Source organism: Mycobacterium sp. SMC-11 (assembly GCF_046250095.1).
Taxonomy (GTDB): Bacteria; Actinomycetota; Actinomycetes; order Mycobacteriales; family Mycobacteriaceae; genus Mycobacterium; species Mycobacterium heraklionense_A.
In genome coordinates this window covers 4,749,370-4,767,786 of the sequence record NZ_CP176430.1, presented here as the reverse complement: position 1 = coordinate 4,767,786, position 18,417 = coordinate 4,749,370, and the positions used below count along the sequence as shown (strand labels likewise).

General features: G+C 67.2%; 14 protein-coding genes and 1 riboswitch. Of the genes, 8 read left to right on the top strand and 6 right to left on the bottom strand.

Features of this window, described 5'->3' with window-relative positions:
* Nucleotides 1-8 precede the first annotated feature (8 nt).
* Nucleotides 9-7,346 (top strand): beta-ketoacyl synthase N-terminal-like domain-containing protein, encoded by a 7,338-nt coding sequence (locus ACKY0X_RS22155; RefSeq protein ID WP_409427741.1) that lies wholly within the window; start codon nt 9-11, stop codon nt 7,344-7,346.
* A 253-nt stretch (nt 7,347-7,599) separates the two neighbouring features.
* Here ACKY0X_RS22155 and ACKY0X_RS22150 read toward each other — a convergent pair whose 3' ends face one another.
* Together ACKY0X_RS22150 and ACKY0X_RS22145 are read right to left on the bottom strand one after the other, a co-directional pair.
* Nucleotides 7,600-8,394 carry a DUF1906 domain-containing protein gene (locus ACKY0X_RS22150; RefSeq protein WP_065041909.1) on the bottom strand — a complete coding sequence of 265 codons (795 nt, stop codon included), beginning with the start codon at nt 8,392-8,394 and terminating at the stop codon, nt 7,600-7,602.
* 55 nt (nt 8,395-8,449) lie between these two features.
* A complete protein-coding gene (locus ACKY0X_RS22145; protein WP_409427740.1) occupies nt 8,450-8,692 on the bottom strand; it encodes a hypothetical protein in 243 nt (80 codons plus the stop codon).
* Between ACKY0X_RS22145 and ACKY0X_RS22140 the strand changes: the two genes are divergently transcribed.
* A complete protein-coding gene (locus ACKY0X_RS22140) occupies nt 8,691-9,407 on the top strand; it encodes a carotenoid biosynthesis protein (RefSeq protein ID WP_409427739.1) in 717 nt (238 codons plus the stop codon). The genes ACKY0X_RS22145 and ACKY0X_RS22140 overlap by 2 nt on opposite strands.
* On the opposite strand, the gene ACKY0X_RS22135 is transcribed toward ACKY0X_RS22140, so the two are convergent.
* Together ACKY0X_RS22135 and ACKY0X_RS22130 are read right to left on the bottom strand one after the other, a co-directional pair.
* Nucleotides 9,404-10,612, bottom strand: a complete 1,209-nt coding sequence (locus ACKY0X_RS22135; RefSeq protein WP_409427738.1) for a PPE family protein — start codon at nt 10,610-10,612, stop codon at nt 9,404-9,406. The two genes, ACKY0X_RS22140 and ACKY0X_RS22135, sit on opposite strands and share 4 nt — an antisense overlap.
* A 14-nt stretch (nt 10,613-10,626) precedes the next feature.
* Complete coding sequence (locus ACKY0X_RS22130; protein ID WP_409427737.1) at nt 10,627-10,926, bottom strand: PE family protein; 300 nt, start codon at nt 10,924-10,926, stop codon at nt 10,627-10,629.
* A 289-nt stretch (nt 10,927-11,215) separates the two neighbouring features.
* Nucleotides 11,216-11,388, bottom strand: a riboswitch (M-box (ykoK) riboswitch).
* 470 nt (nt 11,389-11,858) lie between these two features.
* On the opposite strand from ACKY0X_RS22130, the gene ACKY0X_RS22125 reads away from it, so the two are divergent.
* The 4 genes from ACKY0X_RS22125 to ACKY0X_RS22110 all read left to right on the top strand — a co-directional run bounded on the left by ACKY0X_RS22125 (nt 11,859) and on the right by ACKY0X_RS22110 (nt 15,519).
* Entirely contained in the window at nt 11,859-12,830 is a 972-nt protein-coding gene (locus ACKY0X_RS22125) for an acyl-CoA thioesterase (RefSeq protein ID WP_409427736.1), read from the top strand.
* Between the two features lie 211 nt (nt 12,831-13,041).
* Nucleotides 13,042-13,962: an LLM class F420-dependent oxidoreductase gene (locus tag ACKY0X_RS22120; protein WP_409427735.1), complete on the top strand. Its 921-nt coding sequence runs from the start codon at nt 13,042-13,044 to the stop codon at nt 13,960-13,962.
* A gap of 28 nt (nt 13,963-13,990) precedes the next feature.
* Nucleotides 13,991-14,791, top strand: coding sequence for a DUF1906 domain-containing protein (locus ACKY0X_RS22115; RefSeq protein ID WP_409427734.1), 801 nt, complete (start codon nt 13,991-13,993; stop codon nt 14,789-14,791).
* Nucleotides 14,788-15,519 carry a hypothetical protein gene (locus ACKY0X_RS22110; protein WP_409427733.1) on the top strand — a complete coding sequence of 244 codons (732 nt, stop codon included), beginning with the start codon at nt 14,788-14,790 and terminating at the stop codon, nt 15,517-15,519. The genes ACKY0X_RS22115 and ACKY0X_RS22110 overlap by 4 nt, the downstream gene beginning before the upstream one ends.
* Here the strand turns inward: ACKY0X_RS22110 and ACKY0X_RS22105 are convergent.
* Both ACKY0X_RS22105 and ACKY0X_RS22100 read right to left on the bottom strand, forming a co-directional pair.
* Nucleotides 15,469-16,086 carry a TetR family transcriptional regulator gene (locus tag ACKY0X_RS22105; protein ID WP_409427732.1) on the bottom strand — a complete coding sequence of 206 codons (618 nt, stop codon included), beginning with the start codon at nt 16,084-16,086 and terminating at the stop codon, nt 15,469-15,471. The genes ACKY0X_RS22110 and ACKY0X_RS22105 overlap by 51 nt on opposite strands.
* Nucleotides 16,086-16,907, bottom strand: a complete 822-nt coding sequence (locus ACKY0X_RS22100; protein WP_409427731.1) for an SDR family NAD(P)-dependent oxidoreductase — start codon at nt 16,905-16,907, stop codon at nt 16,086-16,088. Before ACKY0X_RS22100 ends, ACKY0X_RS22105 begins: the two co-directional genes overlap by 1 nt.
* A gap of 121 nt (nt 16,908-17,028) precedes the next feature.
* On the opposite strand from ACKY0X_RS22100, the gene ACKY0X_RS22095 reads away from it, so the two are divergent.
* Nucleotides 17,029-17,886, top strand: coding sequence for an LLM class F420-dependent oxidoreductase (locus tag ACKY0X_RS22095; protein ID WP_409427730.1), 858 nt, complete (start codon nt 17,029-17,031; stop codon nt 17,884-17,886).
* A complete protein-coding gene (locus tag ACKY0X_RS22090; protein ID WP_409427729.1) occupies nt 17,883-18,377 on the top strand; it encodes a nuclear transport factor 2 family protein in 495 nt (164 codons plus the stop codon). Before ACKY0X_RS22095 ends, ACKY0X_RS22090 begins: the two co-directional genes overlap by 4 nt.
* The last annotated feature ends 40 nt before the right edge of the window (nt 18,378-18,417 follow it).

Genomic DNA, 18,417 nt, shown 5'->3' with positions numbered 1-18,417 from the left:
GATTCGAAGTGAAGTTTGATCCCATCGCGATCGTCGGGCAGGGCTGTGTCCTACCCGGGGGACTGAACGTGGGCGAGCTCTGGTCAACGGTGCGCGACGGCCGCGACGCACTGGGCTCACCCGGCCCGGATTACTGGGGCGTATCGCCGGCACGCGTCCTGTGTGCCCCGGCGGACGTACCCGAACTCGACCACACCTGGTCGGACCACGGCGGCTACGTCCGCGGGTTCGACGACGTATTCGACCCCCGCGGACTGTTCATCGACGCTGACGACCTCGCCGGACTCGACCCGCTCTACCGGTGGGGAATCGAGGCGGCCAGACAAGCCCTGGACAGCGCGGGATGGCGGGCAGGTGAGGTCCCCGGTTCCGCGGGGATCGTCCTGGGCAACCTGAGCTACCCGACAACGAAGATGACGGATCTCGCCGAAACGGTCTGGCGGGGACAAGAATCCAGCCTCGAATCCGGGGTGGACTGGCGCAACCGCTTCATGTCCGGGCTGCCGGCGCATCTCATCGCGCAGGCCCTGGGTCTGACCGGCGGCGCCACGGCGCTCGACGCCGCCTGCGCTTCGTCGCTGTACGCCATCAAGCTGGCCTGCGACCGCTTGCACGACCGCACCGCCGACGTCATGTTCGCCGGCGGCATCAACGGCGCCAGTGATCTGCTACTGCACATCGGCTTCACCGCGTTGCAGGCACTGAGCCGAACGGGGCGGTCACGACCGTTCAACAACGGCGCCGACGGGCTGGTGCCCGCCGAGGGCGCGGCCATCCTGGTGTTGCGGCGCCTGGACGATGCGATAGCCGACGGCGACACCATCCTGGGCGTCATCCGGGGCGTCGGCCTGAGCAACGACGGTCGGGGACATGGATTCCTGGTACCTTCCCAGGACGGCCAAGAACGCGCGATGCGGCTGGCCTACGAGATGGCCGGACTCGAGCCGCGCGACATCTCCCTCATCGAGTGCCACGCCACCGGAACATCGCGCGGCGACCTGACCGAACTGATGAGCATGTCGCGCATCTTCGCCGGCATGACCGACGTGCCCATCGGGTCACTGAAATCCAATCTGGGGCACTCGATCACAGCATCCGGCGCAGCGGGGGCCATTAAAGTCCTCGCAGCGATGCGCGCCGGGCTACGTCCGCCGACGCTGCACGCCGAGGATCCGCTGCCCTTCATCTCCGACTCGCCGTTCCGGCTGCTCACCGAGGCTGAGCCGTGGGACAGCGACGGCCCGCGTCGGGCCGCGGTCAACAACTTCGGCTTCGGCGGCAACAACGCCCATCTGCTGCTCGAAGAATGGGTCGACGGACAAGGCCCAACGCCGGCTCCACCGATCACCGCAACCCGGACCGAGCAGGAGATCGCGATCGTCGGACTGAGCCTTCTGCTCGGCGACGGACACGAAACCGCCTCCGTCGCCGAGCATTTGAAGACGTGCCAGCCGATCCCCACCGGCATGGCCGACGGAGCCCGCGGCGCACGCATGGATGAGGTCAGCCTGGACCTGACCCAAACCCGCTTCCCGCCTGCCGACCTCAAACAGACCCAACCCCAACAACTGGCGTTGCTCGGTGCGGCCCTGGGCATCGGCGAGCTGATCAAGAGCTTGCCACCGGAGACCACCAGCGTCGTCGTCGGAATGGGCTGCGACGCCGAAGTCGCCCGATTCGGGCAGCGCTGGCGGCTGGCAGACGAATTCGACGAGCCCGACCAGCTCGCCGCGGCTCGCGACGACGTCGTTGCGGGGTGGACCGCCGCCGGTGTGGTGGGAGCCATGCCCAACATCGTGGCGAATCGCCTCAATAGCCAATTCGATTTACGGGGACCCAGTTTCACGGTTTCGCGGGAACAACTCTCGGGCACCACCGCCCTCGAGCTGGCCGCGCGGGCATTGCGGCGCGGGGAGATCGACGCGGCAGTGGTCGGGGCGGTGGACCTCAGCTGCGAACCCGTGCATCAGGCAGCGGCGCGGGCATTACTGCACGCCGACGAGCAGATACCCGCGGACGCCGCTGTCGTGCTCGTGCTGAAGCGTGCCGCCGATGCGCGTCGTGACGGTAACCCGGTGTACGCGACGCTGCTGCCCGATCAGCCGGTGGACGCCGAATGTCTGCACCTGGGCACCGTTCCAGGTGCGGTGAACCTTTCGGCCCTGTTGGGTCACGCGCACGCCGCCTCGGGACTGCTGCATGTGGCCGCGGGTGTGCTCTACGGAGCGCTCGGAGTGTGGCCCGACGGCGAGCCCTGGACGTCCGAGCAACGGCGCGTCGCCGTGGAACTCACCGGAATGGCCGACCAGGGACAACACGTGACGCTGGTGTCCTCGGCGACCGGGCTCCAGGCCGCGGCCTTGACGGCGCCGGCAGCGGCCAACGCCGCCGCGAAACCCATCCGGCTCAACTTCCCCGCGCACCTGCCCGCGGTCCATCTGCCACCGCGCGGCACGGCCCCAGGAACGAACCCCCCTCATCAACTGGAGCAATTCATGCCAACACAACTCCCGATGCCTCCGGCACTGGCAACGGTCGCGGAGTCGCTGGCCCGGCTGCCGTTGGGTGTAGCCGCGGCGGCGCCGTCGCGTCCGGAGCCGCAGGCCGCAGCCACCGCGGAACCCGCCGTCGCCATGCCCGCCGCCGCTATGCCCGCGGGCGCAAGCCGGGCGAACCAGCCCGTCAAGCCGGCCGACAAGGTGGTCCCGGTCCCGACGGTCAAGCGCGAGCCGGTGGGCCTCAAGCTCGACAAGGACGGGCTGCGCGTGCACTCCTCGGGGAACATCTCCGAGATCTTCGGCCCGGCTTTCGCCGAGCAGGACCAGTATCCGCGACAGGTCCGGATGCCCGAACCGCCACTGCTGCTGGCGGATCGGTTGCTGGGCATCGACGCCGAGCCGGCCCGGCACGGCACCGGAACGTTGTGGACCGAAACCGATGTCACCGCCGACTCCTGGTGGCTCCAGCAGGATCGGATGCCCGCCGGCATCATGATCGAAAGCGGGCAGGCCGACCTGATGCTCATCTCCTGGATGGGCGCGGATCTGCTCAACAAGAGCGAGCGGGTCTACCGGCTGCTCGGCTGCGAGGTCACCTACCTCGGTGGTCTGCCGGAGATCGGCGACACCCTGCGCTTCGACATCCATGTGGACGGCCACGCCAGGCAAGGTGATGTGCGGCTGTTCTTCTTTCACTACGACTGCACGATCGACGGTGTCGAGCGGATGTCGATGCGTAACGGTCAAGCCGGTTTCTTCACCGACGAGGAGTTGGCGGCATCCGGCGGGATCTTGTGGCGCCCGGAGGAACAGACCGTCAGCGGACCGATGGAGCAGACGCCTGCCCAGACGTCGCGCACCTCACTGCAGCGCACCGACCTGGAGGCGATGGCCGCCGGCGAGATCTGGCGTACGTTCGGCGAGGGCTTCGAGCGCGCCGGCAGCCACACGCGCACGCCCAGCATCCACGCCGGCGACATGCTCTTCGTCGACGAAGTGACCGATCTGGACTTCACCGGTGGGCCGTGGGGCCGCGGGTACCTGCGGGCCGTCGCGCCCGTCACGCCGGAGAACTGCTTCTTCGCCGGCCATTTCAAGAACGACCCCTGCATGCCGGGCACCCTGATGTACGAGGCCACTATGCAGACCATGGCGATCTATATGACCGCCCTGGGCATGACGCTCGACTGCGACGGCTGGCGCTTCGAACCGGTTCCCTTCGAAACCTACAAGCTGCGCTGCCGGGGTCAGGTCACGCCGCAGTCGCGTGAGGTGGTCTACGAAGTGTTCGTTCGCGAGGTGATCGCCGGACCCGAGCCGACGCTCTTCGCCGACCTGCTGTGCACCGTCGACGGACTGCCCGCCTTCCACTGCGAGCGGATGGGCCTGAAGCTGTCGCCGGGATGGCCGATGGACTCCGGTGCCAAAGAACTCGAAGGCTACGTCGAGCCCAAGCAAGTCGCCGAGGTCAACGGATTCCGTTACGACTACCAGGCGATGCTCGCCAGTGCGATCGCCAAGCCGTCCATGGCCTTTGGGCCGCTGTTCGAGAAGTTCGATTCGCCCCGCAAGGCGGCACGGCTGCCCGGGCCGCCGTATCACTTCATGTCTCGGGTCACCGAGCTGGTCGGTGAGACCGGCGTGATGAAGGCCGGCGCTGAAGTCGTCGTGGAGTACGACGTCCCGGCCGACGCCTGGTACTTCGCCGAGAACGGCGCGGCCAACGGCCACGAGACGATGCCCAACGCGGTGCTGATGGAGGTCGCGCTGCAGCCGTGCGGCTGGCTGGCCAGCTACGTCGGCTGCCCGTTGGACGGTGAGGCGGACCTGTTCTTCCGCAACCTGGACGGGACGGGAACTCAACACCGTGAGGTGACCCCGGCGACCGGAACGCTGCGAATCAAGGTGAAGCTCAAGAGCCTCGCCAAGGCCGCGGGAACCATCATCGTCGGCTTCGACGGGGAGATCGTGGCCGACGACGGACCGGTCTACACCTTCGACACCGTGTTCGGCTACTTCAAACGCGAAGCGCTGCAGAACCAGGTGGGTCTGCCGGTCAGCGAGGAACAACGGGCCTCTCTGGCGCAGCCCTGCGAGGCTCCGCTGGTCGACTTGACCACGCAGCCCGCCGAGTTCTTCGGCGCGGGAGCGCGGTTGGCAGACCCGATGCTGCTGATGGTCGATCGGGTCACCGGCCGCTGGCCCACCGGCGGCGCCGCCGGACTGGGCCAATGGCGCGGCGTCAAGGACGTCAACCCCGGCGAGTGGTATTTCAAGGCGCACTTCTTCGGCGACCCGGTCCAGCCGGGGTCCCTGGGCATCGAGATGCTGTTGCAGCTCCTGCAATTCGGGATGCTCGACCTCGGACTCGGTAAGGAAGCCGGCCCGGCGGCCCGCTTCGAACCGGCTGCCCTGCACGACGCCATGACCTGGCGGTATCGCGGCCAGATCATCCCCACCAACAAGCAGATCGCCGCACAGGTCGAGATCACCCGGATCGTCCGCGAGGACGCCGGCATCCTCGCGGTGGCCGAGGCATCGCTGTGGGTGGACAACAAGCGGATCTACACCGCGAGCAACCTGGGTATGCGCATCGTCGCCGGCACGGGGGAACGGCGGTCCCCGGCCGATGCCGGCGCCATCACGACGCCCGCGGCCGTTACCGTGCCCGCGTCAGCCGCGGCCCCGGCGGCAGCGCCGCCGCCCGCGGCGGATACCGCTGCCGCGGTACAGAACACGGCGTCCGCGACCACCACGATGGAGGTCGCGCTCGATCCGATCAACGATTCCTGGATCGTCGATCATTGCCCGACGTACGTGATCCCGTCGCTGCCGATGATGTCGGTCATGGACCTGTTCGCGCAGGCGGCGGCCCGGGCCTCCGGCGGAGCCAAGGTCGTCGAGATCACCGATGTCCAGATGGTTCGGTGGGTCGTGGTCGACTCGCCGAAGCAGCTGCGGGTCGTGCTGGAGCAGGCGCAGGAGGCCGGGCGTTTCCAGGGCCGCCTCGAGGTCTGGCGTGATGCGCCGCGAGCCGAGTTGTCCCGCTGGGAGATTCACGCGCACGCCGTTGTCGTCACCGCCGCGCACTACAGCGGTGAACCAGAGCCGCCGGCCCCGCTGGAAGGTGCGGTGCCCTACGCCGACCCCTATGACGGAACGGTGTTCCACGGTCCGGCATTCGCGACCCTGACCGATGGCGCCCGTATCGGCCGCAACGGCTCAACCGGAGCCCTGGCGATCGACCGTTGTGCCGTGCCGGTCGGCGAACTGCAGCCCGGGCTGTTGGACGGCGCGTTGCACGTCGTACCGCACACCGCGATGAGTGTGTGGACCACCGACACCGCCGACCCCGCGTCGTATGCCGACGCGAGCGACCCCGACGTCGGGTTCCCGCGCCGCATCCTCTCGGCCCGGTTCTACTCCGACACCCCCGTGGCGGGAACCGTGGATGTCGAAGCCCGATTCGTGGGCTTCGACGACGACGAAGGCCGCATGCCGACCTTCGACCTGTGGCTCAGCGTCGCCGGAAAACCCTGGGCGCGTATCCGGATGGCCGAATTTCTGCTGAGCAAGGGGCCACTGGCCGAAGTCGGCGGCCCTGAACGGCGCGCTTTCATGGGCGACCGGCAGGCGGTCCCGGGACTGTCGCTGAGTGAGCGACTCGGCCGCGGCGTCCTCGAGCTCGACACTGCCCGGATGGCGACCCTTGACTGGTTCAAGGGCACGTTGCAGGCCGTGTACGGCACCGACAGTCAAGGCGATTCGCTGATGGTCGACATCGTCACCAAGGAAGCGGTCGCGGACGCAGTCCACAACGCGATCCACCCCGACCGGGTTCAGATCATCGACGGGCAGGTGAGCTGCCCCGCGCTGCCGCTGGAGCGCATCAGTGTCGACGTCGAGAAGCTCGGGCCGGGAGCGTGCCGGGCGAGCGCGTCAGCGGTCACGGACTGGGAGCCGGTCCGAGCCTGGTGGACCGAGAGCGCGGGCATGCCGGACGGCTGGTTCGGCGAGCTGGCTCTGGGGGCAGTGCTGTCGCGCTACGTACGCCACGTTGTGGTCACCGATCCGGCCGCGATGGCGGCCGTGCACGGTCGGCCGGTGTTGCTGCTGGCCAATCACCAGGTACAGGTCGAATCGCTGTTGGGCACCACGATCGGATCGTGGCTGACCGGCACGAAAGTCGTCACCATCGGCCACGCCAAACACGAAACCGGCTGGGTCGGCAACCTGTTGCGGATGATCGACGCGGCCGCAGGCAAGGAGCTGGGCCATCTCCGCTATTTCGATCAGCAGCAGCCGCAAGAGTTCTTCGGATTGGTCGACGAGCTCAAGCGGGAGAGTGCAGCCTCCGGAGTGTCGGTGATGGTGCACGCCGACGGGACACGCAGCGTGAGTTCGGGCCAGCGGGTCGAGAGACTGACATCGACACTGCTGGACATGGCGATCGAGATGTCGATGCCGATCGTGCCCGTGTACTTCGCGGGCGGGTTGCCCGAGGAGCCGTTGCCGCACAAGCTCGAAGTGCCCTACGGCCATGCCGCCCAGGACTACATCTTCGGCAGGCCCATCCTGCCCGAGGAGCTGCGTGGTCGGCCATACGCCGAGTTGCGGCGTTACGTCATGGACGCGATCAACGCGCTCGCACCCTTCAGCGATGCACCGCACGCCCCGAACTACGACGTGGAGAGCCGGATCACCGCCGCCGCGCCGGGTGCCTCGCCGCTGGAATCGGTGTGGTTCTGCATTGAGGACGCGCTGGACTCGCTGCCGGTCGACTGGCGAAACCTGATCGCCGACGAGGAATGGGAGATGGGCAAGACGGCTGAACTCAGTCCGTCCTGAGCGGGCGGCGCAGCGCCGGTCTTGTTGACGACGGCGCAGGCGGGCGGCTAGCTTAGTGGCGATCGCGGCACGGCCGTCCAGCTACGCAGCTGGGCGTAGATCGGCCTCAACGAATCAAGACCAACCAAGTCTTTGCAGACAGGAGCCCACTTATGGCGTCAGCATCTCTGGGCGTCTACACGTGCCTCGCGTGTGTCGTGATGCTTACCCTGGCACTCTTCTTGTCCAGCAAATCCTGATCGGTCGCACGACCTCACGGATGCAGATTCCACTGGCCGCAGTCCTGGGCCAGGACGTCGTTGACGTCGACTTCGATCCCGCCGACGATCGGGCCCGGGTTCGAGGCGGTACTCACAATCCGTTGGTAGAGCACCGCCCCGGGGTCGACCTGACCACGTGACCAGGATCGGGTCTGCCAGGCCCAGCGCTTACCCGGTGTGCGTGAGACCCCGATGACACCGTCGGCGGCCGCCCACTGGCACACGTTCACGCCCCCGTAGACGCCGGTGCGCTGCACTCCCAGTACCGAGTTGATTCCGCGAAACCACTGCAGTGCCACGGTGTTCCAGGTGTTGCGGTCGATGTCGTCGTCGACGCTGAAGAAGACCGGCGCACTTTGGCCGCCGCCGGCTGCGGTGTGCAGTTGCCAGGCGGTGCGCGCGTCAGCGACCCCGCCGGGGTATCCCCGGGTGAAGTCCGACGGAGCCGTCCCGCCCGGCTTGCCGTACTGGAAGTTGCTGACGATCACCAGCCCCGCGGCGGTCAGCGACTCGGCATAGGGCCGGGTGATCGGCTTAGCGCCGAAATTGGAACCGGGCCGCGACGTCGACACGTAGTTGATGACGCCGGCATGACCCGCGGCCCGGATGTCGTGCGCCGGAATCTGGCGCATCGCGTAGTCGATCAACGTGGGAGCCGCAGCCGAGGCCGGCGGCGCGCCGGCGGACGCTGCGCCCAGCCCGGTGAGGGCCGCGGCGGATGCGTACCGCAGTGCGTCACGTCGGGAAACGTGATTGGCAGGGCGGGAAGTCCGCGGAGAGTCAGGCACGGGCCGATGTTAACAATGTGACTGCTGTTAACGGTGTCGCCCGCGCCGAGAACGCTCAGATGCTTTGGGCGCAATCATCGTCGCTTTGCCCGGATAACCAGCCGCCGACGGATACGATTCGGTGCGTGTCGACGCCCGTGAGCAGCACATCGCCGACGACCCCGCGCGGTTCTAGGGCCGGGATGGTGATTACCGGCTGGTGCCTTGTCGCGATCTGGCTCGCCGCGACGGTAACGGCTGCGCTGAGCTCCGGATCATCGATATCTCCTGTGGCTGAAGCTATCTCGGGTGCCTCCATGCTGGTGTTCGTGTTGCTCCATGCACTGACGCTCTACAAGCCCGCCGGAGCTACCGCATACTTCGCCATCGCAGTGACCGTGGGTTTCGGTCTCGAGGCGTGCAGTATCGCGACCGGCTTCCCGTTCGGCTACTACGTCCATCACTTAGAAGGTCCCCGGGCGCTCGGCGTGCCGTTCACCGTTGTGGCGGCCTGGGTGATTCTGGCCTGGCTGGCGTGGATTCTGGCCCGGGTACTTGTGGGTGAGTGTCGCAGCCGACTCCTGTATGTGATCGTGACGCCCGTCGTCGCAACCCTCGTCGTCGCCGGCTATGACTTGGTGATCGATCCGATCGGGGCCTATGCGCGTCACCTCTTCACCTACCGATCACCGAGTGGGGTTCTGGGCGTGCCGTTGAGTAACTACACCGGTTGGTTGATCACGGGATGGTTGCTATTCCAGACGTTTGCCTTGATCGAACGTCGGTGGCGACGCGAACCCACCTCCACCACCCGATCGGCGTTGTTGATGCCGGCCGTCATCTGGTTCGGCATGGGCCTGCAGGTGAACCTCGGACTGCTGCGTGCCGGCGACGCCACGACGACCATTGCGGGCAAGCCCGTCGCACTGGCCGATATCTACCAGACGTGCTCCGAGATGACCTGGTTCATGATGGGCCTGGTGGTGGTCCTCAGCGTGGTCCGATTGGCTGCGCGCGACAACCGGGCCGCCTAACCGACCACAACGGGCCGCGGCATCACGGTCAGCTTGACGCCATAGCGCGGCGTGCCGAGGCCGTAGCTGCCGTTGCGACCGGCGCCACCCGGAGGAATCGGGGGAGGCATGGCGGTCATCGACCGGCTTTCCGGGGCGACGGTCCAGCCGCTACCCGTTCCAGTGGCAGGAGCTCCCGTCGGGGTTGCCGCCGCCCAGTTGGGCGGCGTCGACAACGAACCGACCAGGGTGGCCCGGCCCACTCCCGCGGCCACCGGGGAGGTGGTGCCGCCGGCGGCGCGGCCGGCGGACTCCAGCCCACCAGCGGCCGTCGACGCCAGGGTCATGCCCGGCGTGGGCCCGAGCCCGCCGCGGGCCAGGGCAGCGGTGCCGCCATCCATGCCGCGCGCGAGAAACCCGAGCGTGGCCAGCCCGGAAAACCCCTCGATGTTGCCGCCGGGATCGAAAATGCCGGTTGCGGCGATCGTGTTCCACAGCTGGGCATTGATGTTCAAACCCGACCCGTCGTCGTGGCCCCACGTCCCGTCGAAGAGGCCGTCGAAGAACTTCGTCCAGTGCCAGTCCGGATCCGTCGGACGCGAGCCCTCCGCCGGCGACGCCAGGCTCCGCAACGCATCCGGCAGCTGGGCGTGGGCATCAGCGGGGTCCACACCGCCGGCGGCCTGGGTGCCGTCGTCTTGATTGGTGGTCTCCGGCGCATCGGCGAAGGGGATCAGTTGGGTGGCGGTGGCGGAAGCCGCGGCGTAGCCATACATCGCCACCGCGTCTTGGGCCCACATCTGCGCGTAGCGAGCTTCGGTCGCTGCGATAGCCGGTGTGTTCTGTCCCAGCGCGTTGGTCTTGATCAATGACGCCAGCAGCACCCGGTTGGTCTCGATCGCCGCCGGCGGCACCGTCATGGCGTGGGCCGCGGCGTACGCTTCGGCCGCGGCGTAAGCCTGTGCCGCGGTCTGCTCAGCCTGCTCGGCGGTCACGCTCAGCCACACAAAGTAGGGTTCGGCAGCCGCTGTCATCGCCGTTGCGGATGGCCCCCACCAGCCTTGACTGGCCAGGCTCGCCACCAGCCATTCGAACGATGTTGCCGCCGACCGTAATTCCGCGGCCAGCAAGTTCCAGGACGCCGCGGCGGCCAGCATCGGACCTGATCCTGCGCCGGCGTACATGCGCGCCGAATTGATCTCTGGTGGCATCGATCCGTAGTCCATGATCCAAACCCCTTTCAGTAGACCGAGATAACGTTCGCGGCATCGGTCGCTGCGTATGACTGTGCGCTGTGCTGCAGGGTTTTGACGAACATCTCGTGCACCACCGCGGCGCGCTTACTGATCGCTTGGTACATCTGTGCATGCCGCGCGAATTGAGCTGCGGTCAGGGCGGAGACCTCGTCGGCGGCGGCGGGAATCACTCCGGTGGTCGGCGCTGCGGCAGCGGCGCTTTGCGCGGCCACCGTATCGCCGACACCGCGCAGATCGGCCGCTGTCGCGGTGAGGTCTTCGGGCAGTGCGTACACAAAAGACATCGGGGACTCTCCTTTGAGAGGGCATGACGAACTACGCCGCCGTACAAGAACAGTCGCGCGCAAGAGCAGCGCAGGTCCACGATGCAGACAGCGCTGATGCGGTACAGGCGGACCGATTCAGACGATGAAGGCGGCGCCGGGGCAGGGTTCGAACGAAATGGTCGTCGATCTCGGATAAGGACTATCGCTCGGACTCAATGTCGCTCTCACCTCCTCACGGCCAGGGCATACGGGGATGCCGTTGCAGTGGGCACAGCGGGACTAACCGAACCAGCGCAGAGTCGGCCGGACGGCACCCCTCTCGACAGAGTTTTGGCACTGCACGGCGTATCCAGTCATATGCCGAAAGCCACTTGGGCTCAACCCTTAAGCCGGGAAGAGCTGTCCTGACCCTGGGCGTCTCTCGACGTTTGAGGTCAGTGGCCTGTATCCGTACAGACGCCTCACCTAGCGAGGTGCGTTCGCGGCCATGGTGGCATCACTGTTGGTGATAGTCAACTCGAATGAGAACGTTTGCGCTGCCAGATGAGTTGCCCAAAGCGGAACCTGTATCGCGAATGATGCTGGCGTCCAGCCTAATTCGCGCTACAGAAACTTTGCCCATCCGCCATCGATGTGGGGTTGTTAAGAATGTCAAAGCAGCGGCAGGGGTGAACGGCAAGAATTACCAAGGCATCCCGACGCCAAGGGCTCGACCGGACCTCCAGACGGCCTCGTAGACCGGCGATTCGGCAGACCGATCCGGATGGAGCTCCTGTTACCTTCGAAAGTGTCCTCGGTCGATCTGAGTGCGCGTGGTTGCCTGAGCACGGTTCGGGTTTCACCCTTGACCTAGATCGCTCAGATTTACTTAAATGGGCTAGCAGTTACGTCACCGGCTACCCGTGTCGGCGGTCCGCCGCGGACGGGCCACAGCGGGTGAGGAGGAACTTGTGCAGACGTCGGCGTCCGAGGTCTCCGCTCATCCCGACTATGGCGGCCCCCTGCTCGGGTCCGGAAGCCAACTGGAACGCGCCACGCTCGACGCGCTGGATCGGCTGCAGCAAGTATTGACGCTGCACCCACTGGGCGATGACCGATACCTGGCCGACAACGAGGCCGGCCGGTTCGGCCGGATCTTCGGCGGCCAGCTCATCGCCCAGGCGATGACAGCAGCCGCGGCCACGGTCCCCGAGCTCACCGCCCATTCCATCCACGCGTCGTTTCTGCGTCCGGGCGACTCAGGCGTACCGCTGGAGATCGCCGTCGACCGCACTCGCGACGGGCGCACCATGTCGGCACGGCAGGTCACCATTCAGCAGGGCGGCCGCACACTCATGGTGGCGACGGTGTCCTTCGACACCAGCACGGAAAGCGCAGACGCCGCCCCCGTGCCGCTGCCCGGACCCGAACCGGAAGCCCTTCCGCTGCTACAGCACTGGGTGCAACACGCTCCGCCATACCTGGCCGGGCGAGGGAACACTTGGATAGAACGGCCCCCACCGCTGGAAGTCCGCACCGCCGAAGCCCCGGTGTTCCTCGGCGGCGCCCAAGCACCAGGTCCGCGTGCCCACTGGATGCGGTTGCCGTGCGGAATCGACGGCGACCCGCAACTACACGCGGTGCTGCTTGCCTACGCCAGCGACTACCTCCTGGTGGACACCGCGTTTCGCGCTCACCCGCAGCCGGTCGACCATGCCACGCACACCGGCCTGACCCTGGACCACAGCGTGTGGCTGCACCGCCCAGTCCACTTCGATCGATGGCACCTCTACACCCAGCAGACCGTCGCCACGGCCGGACATCGTGCCCTGGTGCACGGCACCATGGTGGATGCCGAAGGTCGGCATGTGGCCAGCACCGCGCAAGAAGTCCTCGTCCGGCCGATAGCCGAGCCGCCAGGGCCACAGAAACCCGAGGGGTAGTGGTCTTGCGCAGAGTGGCGAGCTTTGCGGAATTCGCTGCCAGAGTGGTGATCTGGGAATGCGATACCGAAGCGGCCCGAGCGACGGCGAAGCTGGTCGCCAGCGTCGAGGGCGTCCGTGCCGCGCCCGTGACGAAATGGCAGGTGCCGCAGTCTTTCTGGGTCCGGCACGGCCGACAACCACTTAGCAACTCCGCGCGAAGGAGAGCCGTATGCGGTTCGCGTTCACCTACCCGATCATCGCCCATCCATGCGATCCGGAGCTGGTCTCGGCGCAAGCGGTGACCACCATTGCGCAGGCCGCAGAAGCCGCCGGGTTTGGCGCCATGGGTTTCACTGACCACCCGGCGCCGACTCAGCGCTGGCTCGACGCCGGCGGCCACGACAGTCTCGATCCCTTCGTGGCGATGGGATTCGCCGCGGGGCACACCGAAAAGATCCGGTTCATCCCGAACGTCGTTGTCTTGCCCTACCGCAACCCGTTTGTGGTGGCGAAATCGGGCGCGACCCTGGATCTGTTGTCGGGCGGACGGTTCACCTTGGCCGTCGGTGTGGGCTACCTCAAGGGTGAATTCGCCGCCTTGGGGGTGGACTTCGATGAGCGCGCCGCACTGGTCGAAGAGAGCCTGGATGTCATCCGCGCTATCTGGACCGGTGACGACGTCGCATTCGAGGGCCGGCATTTTCGCGCTCGCGGGATCACCGCGCATCCGCGACCGGTCAGCAGTCCCCATCCGCCGATCTGGATCGGCGGCAACACCGGCAGAGCACGTCAGCGGGTGGCGGAGCGGGGTGAGGGCTGGGCGCCGTTCCCGGCGTCGGCCGGCCTGGCCAGCACCGCCCGCACCGCCGAGATGAATTCGGTCGAAGCCCTGGCAGCGGGCATCGACGACCTGAAACGGCGCTGCGACGAGGCCGGCCGTGACTGGGCCGCCATCGACGTGTGCTTCTCGAACCTCGTCGGCGGCCGTCCCGGCTACGACGACTTCGAGCCCGGCGCCTACCTGGACGGCCTGGGCCGGCTCGCCGAAGCCGGCGTGACCTGGGTACAGGTCGCCGTACCCGGCGACAGTCTCAGCCATACGGTGGAGGCTCTGGGCCACTTCGGCGAATCGGTGATCGGCACATTGTAGGGACGTGCGGCCGGTACCCTTGCCAGTTGTGACGCGTTCCGCTTCGCGGCGCGACGTGCTGAGGTATGCCGCGGTACTCGGCCCGGCGCTGGCCCTGCCCGGCGTTCTTGGGGCGACGGTCGGCGCTGCGCGGGCCGGTGCGGACGGGCTGCAGGTTATCGATTTCGCCCACCGGCTGGTGTCGCCCGAACAGATCAAGGCCGCCGGATTCGACGGGGCGCTGGTCTACGTCTCCGAGCTCCGGCCGGGCGCCACCTTCGACTTCAAGCCCGTCACCCGCGACTATGCCGATGGGCTTCGCGCCGCTGGGCTGCAGGTCGCCAGTTGCTACCAGTTCGGCAAACCGGGTTGGACGCAGTCGCCATCGGACTTCACCAGGGGCTACGACGGTGGTGTGGCCGATGCCCAGACGGCGCTTCGGCTGCACGCCGCAGCCGGTGGACCACCGTCGGCGCCGATTTTCTTCAGCGTCGATGAGGACATCGATGCCGCAACGTGGCAGAACGTGGCGGTGAAATGGTTTCGCGGGATCAACTCCGTACTGGGTGTTGACCGCACCGGAATCTACGGCGGCGCCCGGCAATGCAGCTGGGCGATCAACGACGGTGTGATCGGAAGGTCGACCAGCCCGGGTCACCGGTGGGCATGGCAGACCCGGGCATGGTCGCACGGAGACCGCGAACCGGCAGCCGTACTCTTCCAACGAGAAATCGTCACCGCGACCGAGCCGGGTTTCGTCATCGACGACGTGCATGTGGACGTCAACGACGTCCTTGCCGCGGACTTCGGTCAGTGGGACCTCGCCCGACAACAGGGGGAACTTTCGTGATCGGCACATCCTGGGACGCGCCACGTGTGGCCCGGTGGTCCGGCATACTCGGCGTCACCCTGCCCGCGACCACGTTGCTGGCCTACCCGATCTGGTCTTTTCCGGGGACCCGAACGCAGTCGATCGACGTGGCGCGGTGGGCCGCGGCTCACCACGACCGGTTGGTCGTGGCGATGGCGCTCAACACCGTCGGCGTCGCGCTCTTGTTCGTCTTCGGCGCCGCGGTGTGGGCGTATCTACGGGATCGCGTTCCCATGAAATCGATCCTTCCGACCTGTTTCGCCGCGGGATTCATCGGCTGCCTGACCCTGCTGCTCAGCGGGTTCACGGCCTTTGATCTCCTGCTGTACCGGCGCCGAAGTGCCGACGCGGCGTCAATGCTCTACGACCTGACGTTCGGATTGCTGGCCATGTCGGGGATGCCCCTGGTGGTGGCGCTGGGCGCATTCGTGGTCGCGGTCTATGCCCGCCAGGCGTTGCCGGCGTACGCCGGGCACCTCGCGCTCGCCGCCGCGGTGGTCCATCCGGCGCTGCTTCTGACGTTCGTCTTCCGCACCGGCCCGCTGTCGCTGGAAGGATTCGCGATCACCGCAATGCCGGCGTTCTTGTTCGCGTGGATCCTCGGGACCGCGCTGGCGATGCCACACTCCAGCGATAGCGCCACGGCGAGTCCGGCGTCAGCGCAGCGGCGCGGGCCCGGTGTGCGCACCACTACGCCAGGGCGCTAGCAGCAGCTCGCAGGCGCGCCGCATGTCGCGTTCGGCCTGCGCAGGGGTCGTTTCACCCATCACCGCCCAGGACAAGATCCCGTAGGCGCACTGCTCCACCAGTAGCGCCAACTGGATGTCGCGCGGTGCGGGCCGGGTGATCCCGGCGACCGACAAGATGTTGGCACGCAGGTCGAAGTCCCCGGTTGCCGACGACTCGGAGCGCCGGGCATTGACGGAGGTGATCATTGCGCGAGCCAGCCGGGGTCGCGCGAGCATCGAACGGCAGATGCCGACCATGAGATCGGTGACGTCGGCCGCCGGACAGCCCGTCGGTGGGTGCGACGGACCGGCGGTCTGGGTGTAGTGCAACAACAAGGCGCTGAACAAGTGATGCTTGGTGGGGTAGTAGCGGTAGAGGGTCGCGATCGATACCGCGGATTGGTCGGCCACATCCTGCATCCGGACGGCCTCAAGACCGTCGCGGGCACCGAGTCGGGCCGCCGTGGCAAGGATGCGTTCGCAGCGTTGCCGTTGTGCGGGCGTGGTGGGAACAGCGGCGTCGCGCTCAACCGGCGGGCGGGGCATCAGCGGCTCGGGGTGCCGCCTGAGAGCAGCTTCTGCATCAGCCGATGTGAGGCGAGGACGGCTTTGGCACGATCCGCGGTGGCGTGCAGGGCAGGACTGTCGGCGTGGGCCGAGATGACGTGCACCGGTCCCCGGGAAAGCTGGTCGAGGCCTTCGCGGGCGACCTCGGCCGGATCGGACACTCGCAGCCCCGGTACATCGAAGTTGAGGCCCGCCCGTGCCATGGCAGGCGTCCTGGTCACGCCGAGCACCAATTCCAAGACGTGCACGTTGTAGTCGCGCAACTCCAGCCAGAGGCCCTCGGCGTAGATCCGGGTGAACGCCTTCGCGCCTCCGTAAACGGTCTGCCGCGCCGAACCGAGATATCCGGTCAGCGACCCGACCAGCAGCAGACCGCCGCGGCGCCGGAGGCGCATCGGCCCCCCGAAATGGTGGATCAGCGCCAGCGGCGTCCGTACGTTCAGGTCGAGGACGCGCTCGAAGGCAGCCAGATCGCCGTCGAGGAATTCTGCGCTGTGCGTGTTGGCGCCCGCGTTGTAGATCAGCAATCCGACTTCGATGTCCGACGTCGCCTCGGCGATCCGGGTAACCGCTTCCGCGGCGGTCAGGTCGACCTCCAGCTCGCGGACGCGCACGCCGCGGGTCCTGCACCGATCGGCGGTCTCACGCAGCGGGTCTGGCTTGCGCGCGATCAGGACCAGATTGATACCGGCTTCGGCCAGCTGGAACGCGAACTCGGCGCCGACGCCTTCCGAGCCGCCGGCGACCACCGCCCAGGGGCCGTACTGCTGCGCCCACTCGGATCGATCACCGCTAGACAAGAGATGCCTCCATAACTAAAATTCATTCTAGTTTCACTTCGATGAGGCTACCTCACTAGCGCGGCGCAACGAAAGGCGTAGAGCCCTTGCGGTACAACGGTCCCCGGATTCGGTCCCGCTGATGCGGCTTGGCTTGGCGACGCCGATCGTCATCCAGGTCCCTGGCGCAGCGTCGAGCTGGGAGGCCGAGGGCAGCGTCGAGGACATCGCCCAAATCGCCTCGACCGCCGATGAACTCGGATTCGCCTACCTCACCTGCTCGGAACATGTCGCGGTACCCGCCGAGGCCGCGGCCGGTCGGGGGACGACCTACTGGGATCCGTTGGCAACACTGGCGTTTCTCGCCGCTCGCACGCACTCGATTCGATTGGTGACATCGGTTGTGGTGCTGGGCTATCACCATCCGCTGGAGCTCGCCAAACGCTACGGGACCCTCGACCGGCTCAGCGGTGGCCGGCTGACCCTGGGCGTCGGGGTCGGATCGCTGCGTGAGGAGTTCGACCTGCTCGGCTGCGCGTGGGATGACCGCGGTGCCCGTGCTGACGACGCGATGAAGGCGTTGCGGGCGTCGCTGTCGACCACCCAGCCCGCCTATCACGGCGCCTTCTACCGATTCGACTCGATGGTCGTGCAGCCGTGCGCGGTGCAACAGCGGGTGCCGATCTGGGTGGGGGGACGCACCCGCCGATCGCTTAGGCGGGCGGTGAACTTGGGCGACGGCTGGACACCGTTCGGCCTCACCATCGACGAGCTGACGAAATATCTTGGCTCCGTGGATCTCCCGGACGGGTTCGCAGTAGTGTTGTCGACGCCGCCGCTGGATCCGATCGATGCCCCGCAGCAGACCCTCGATCGGGTCGGCCGGCTTGCCGACATCGGTGCCACGGACGTCAGCTGCGTGATCGCGGCGCGCTCTGCGGCGCACTTCCGTGACCAGCTGATCGCACTGGCCGAGCTGTGGCGCCGGGAGGGGCGATGATCGAGCAACGGCTGGCCGAACTGGAGCGGCGCCTACAGCAGATCGAGGACGAGCGCGCCATCGAGCGGCTGATCGCGTCCTATGGCCCGCTGGTGGACGCCGGCGACCCCGAATCCACCGCAGCACTGTGGCAACACGATGGCGTCTACGACGTCGAGAACTGGCTGATGAACGGCCGCGAGGACATTGCGGCGATGGTGCGCTCTCGTGGGCACCAGGATCTGATCGCGCGGGGATGCACGCACTTTCTCGGCCCGGCGGTGGTCACCGTGAACGGTGACGAGGCGGTCGCCGTATGCGAGTCGACACTGCTGGTCAAGCAGGGCAACCAGTTTCGCGTCGCGCGCGGCGGCGCCAACTACTTTCACCTCAAGCGGGCGGCCGGATCGCCCGGCCAGTGGCAGATCGCCAAGCGGATCACCCGGATGCTCGACGGCACCGAGGAGGGGCGCGCGCTGTTGGTGGACGGTATTGCCGGACGAATCCGATAGGCGCGGTCAACGGTGGCGGAGGGCTTCGGTCTCCCCTTCG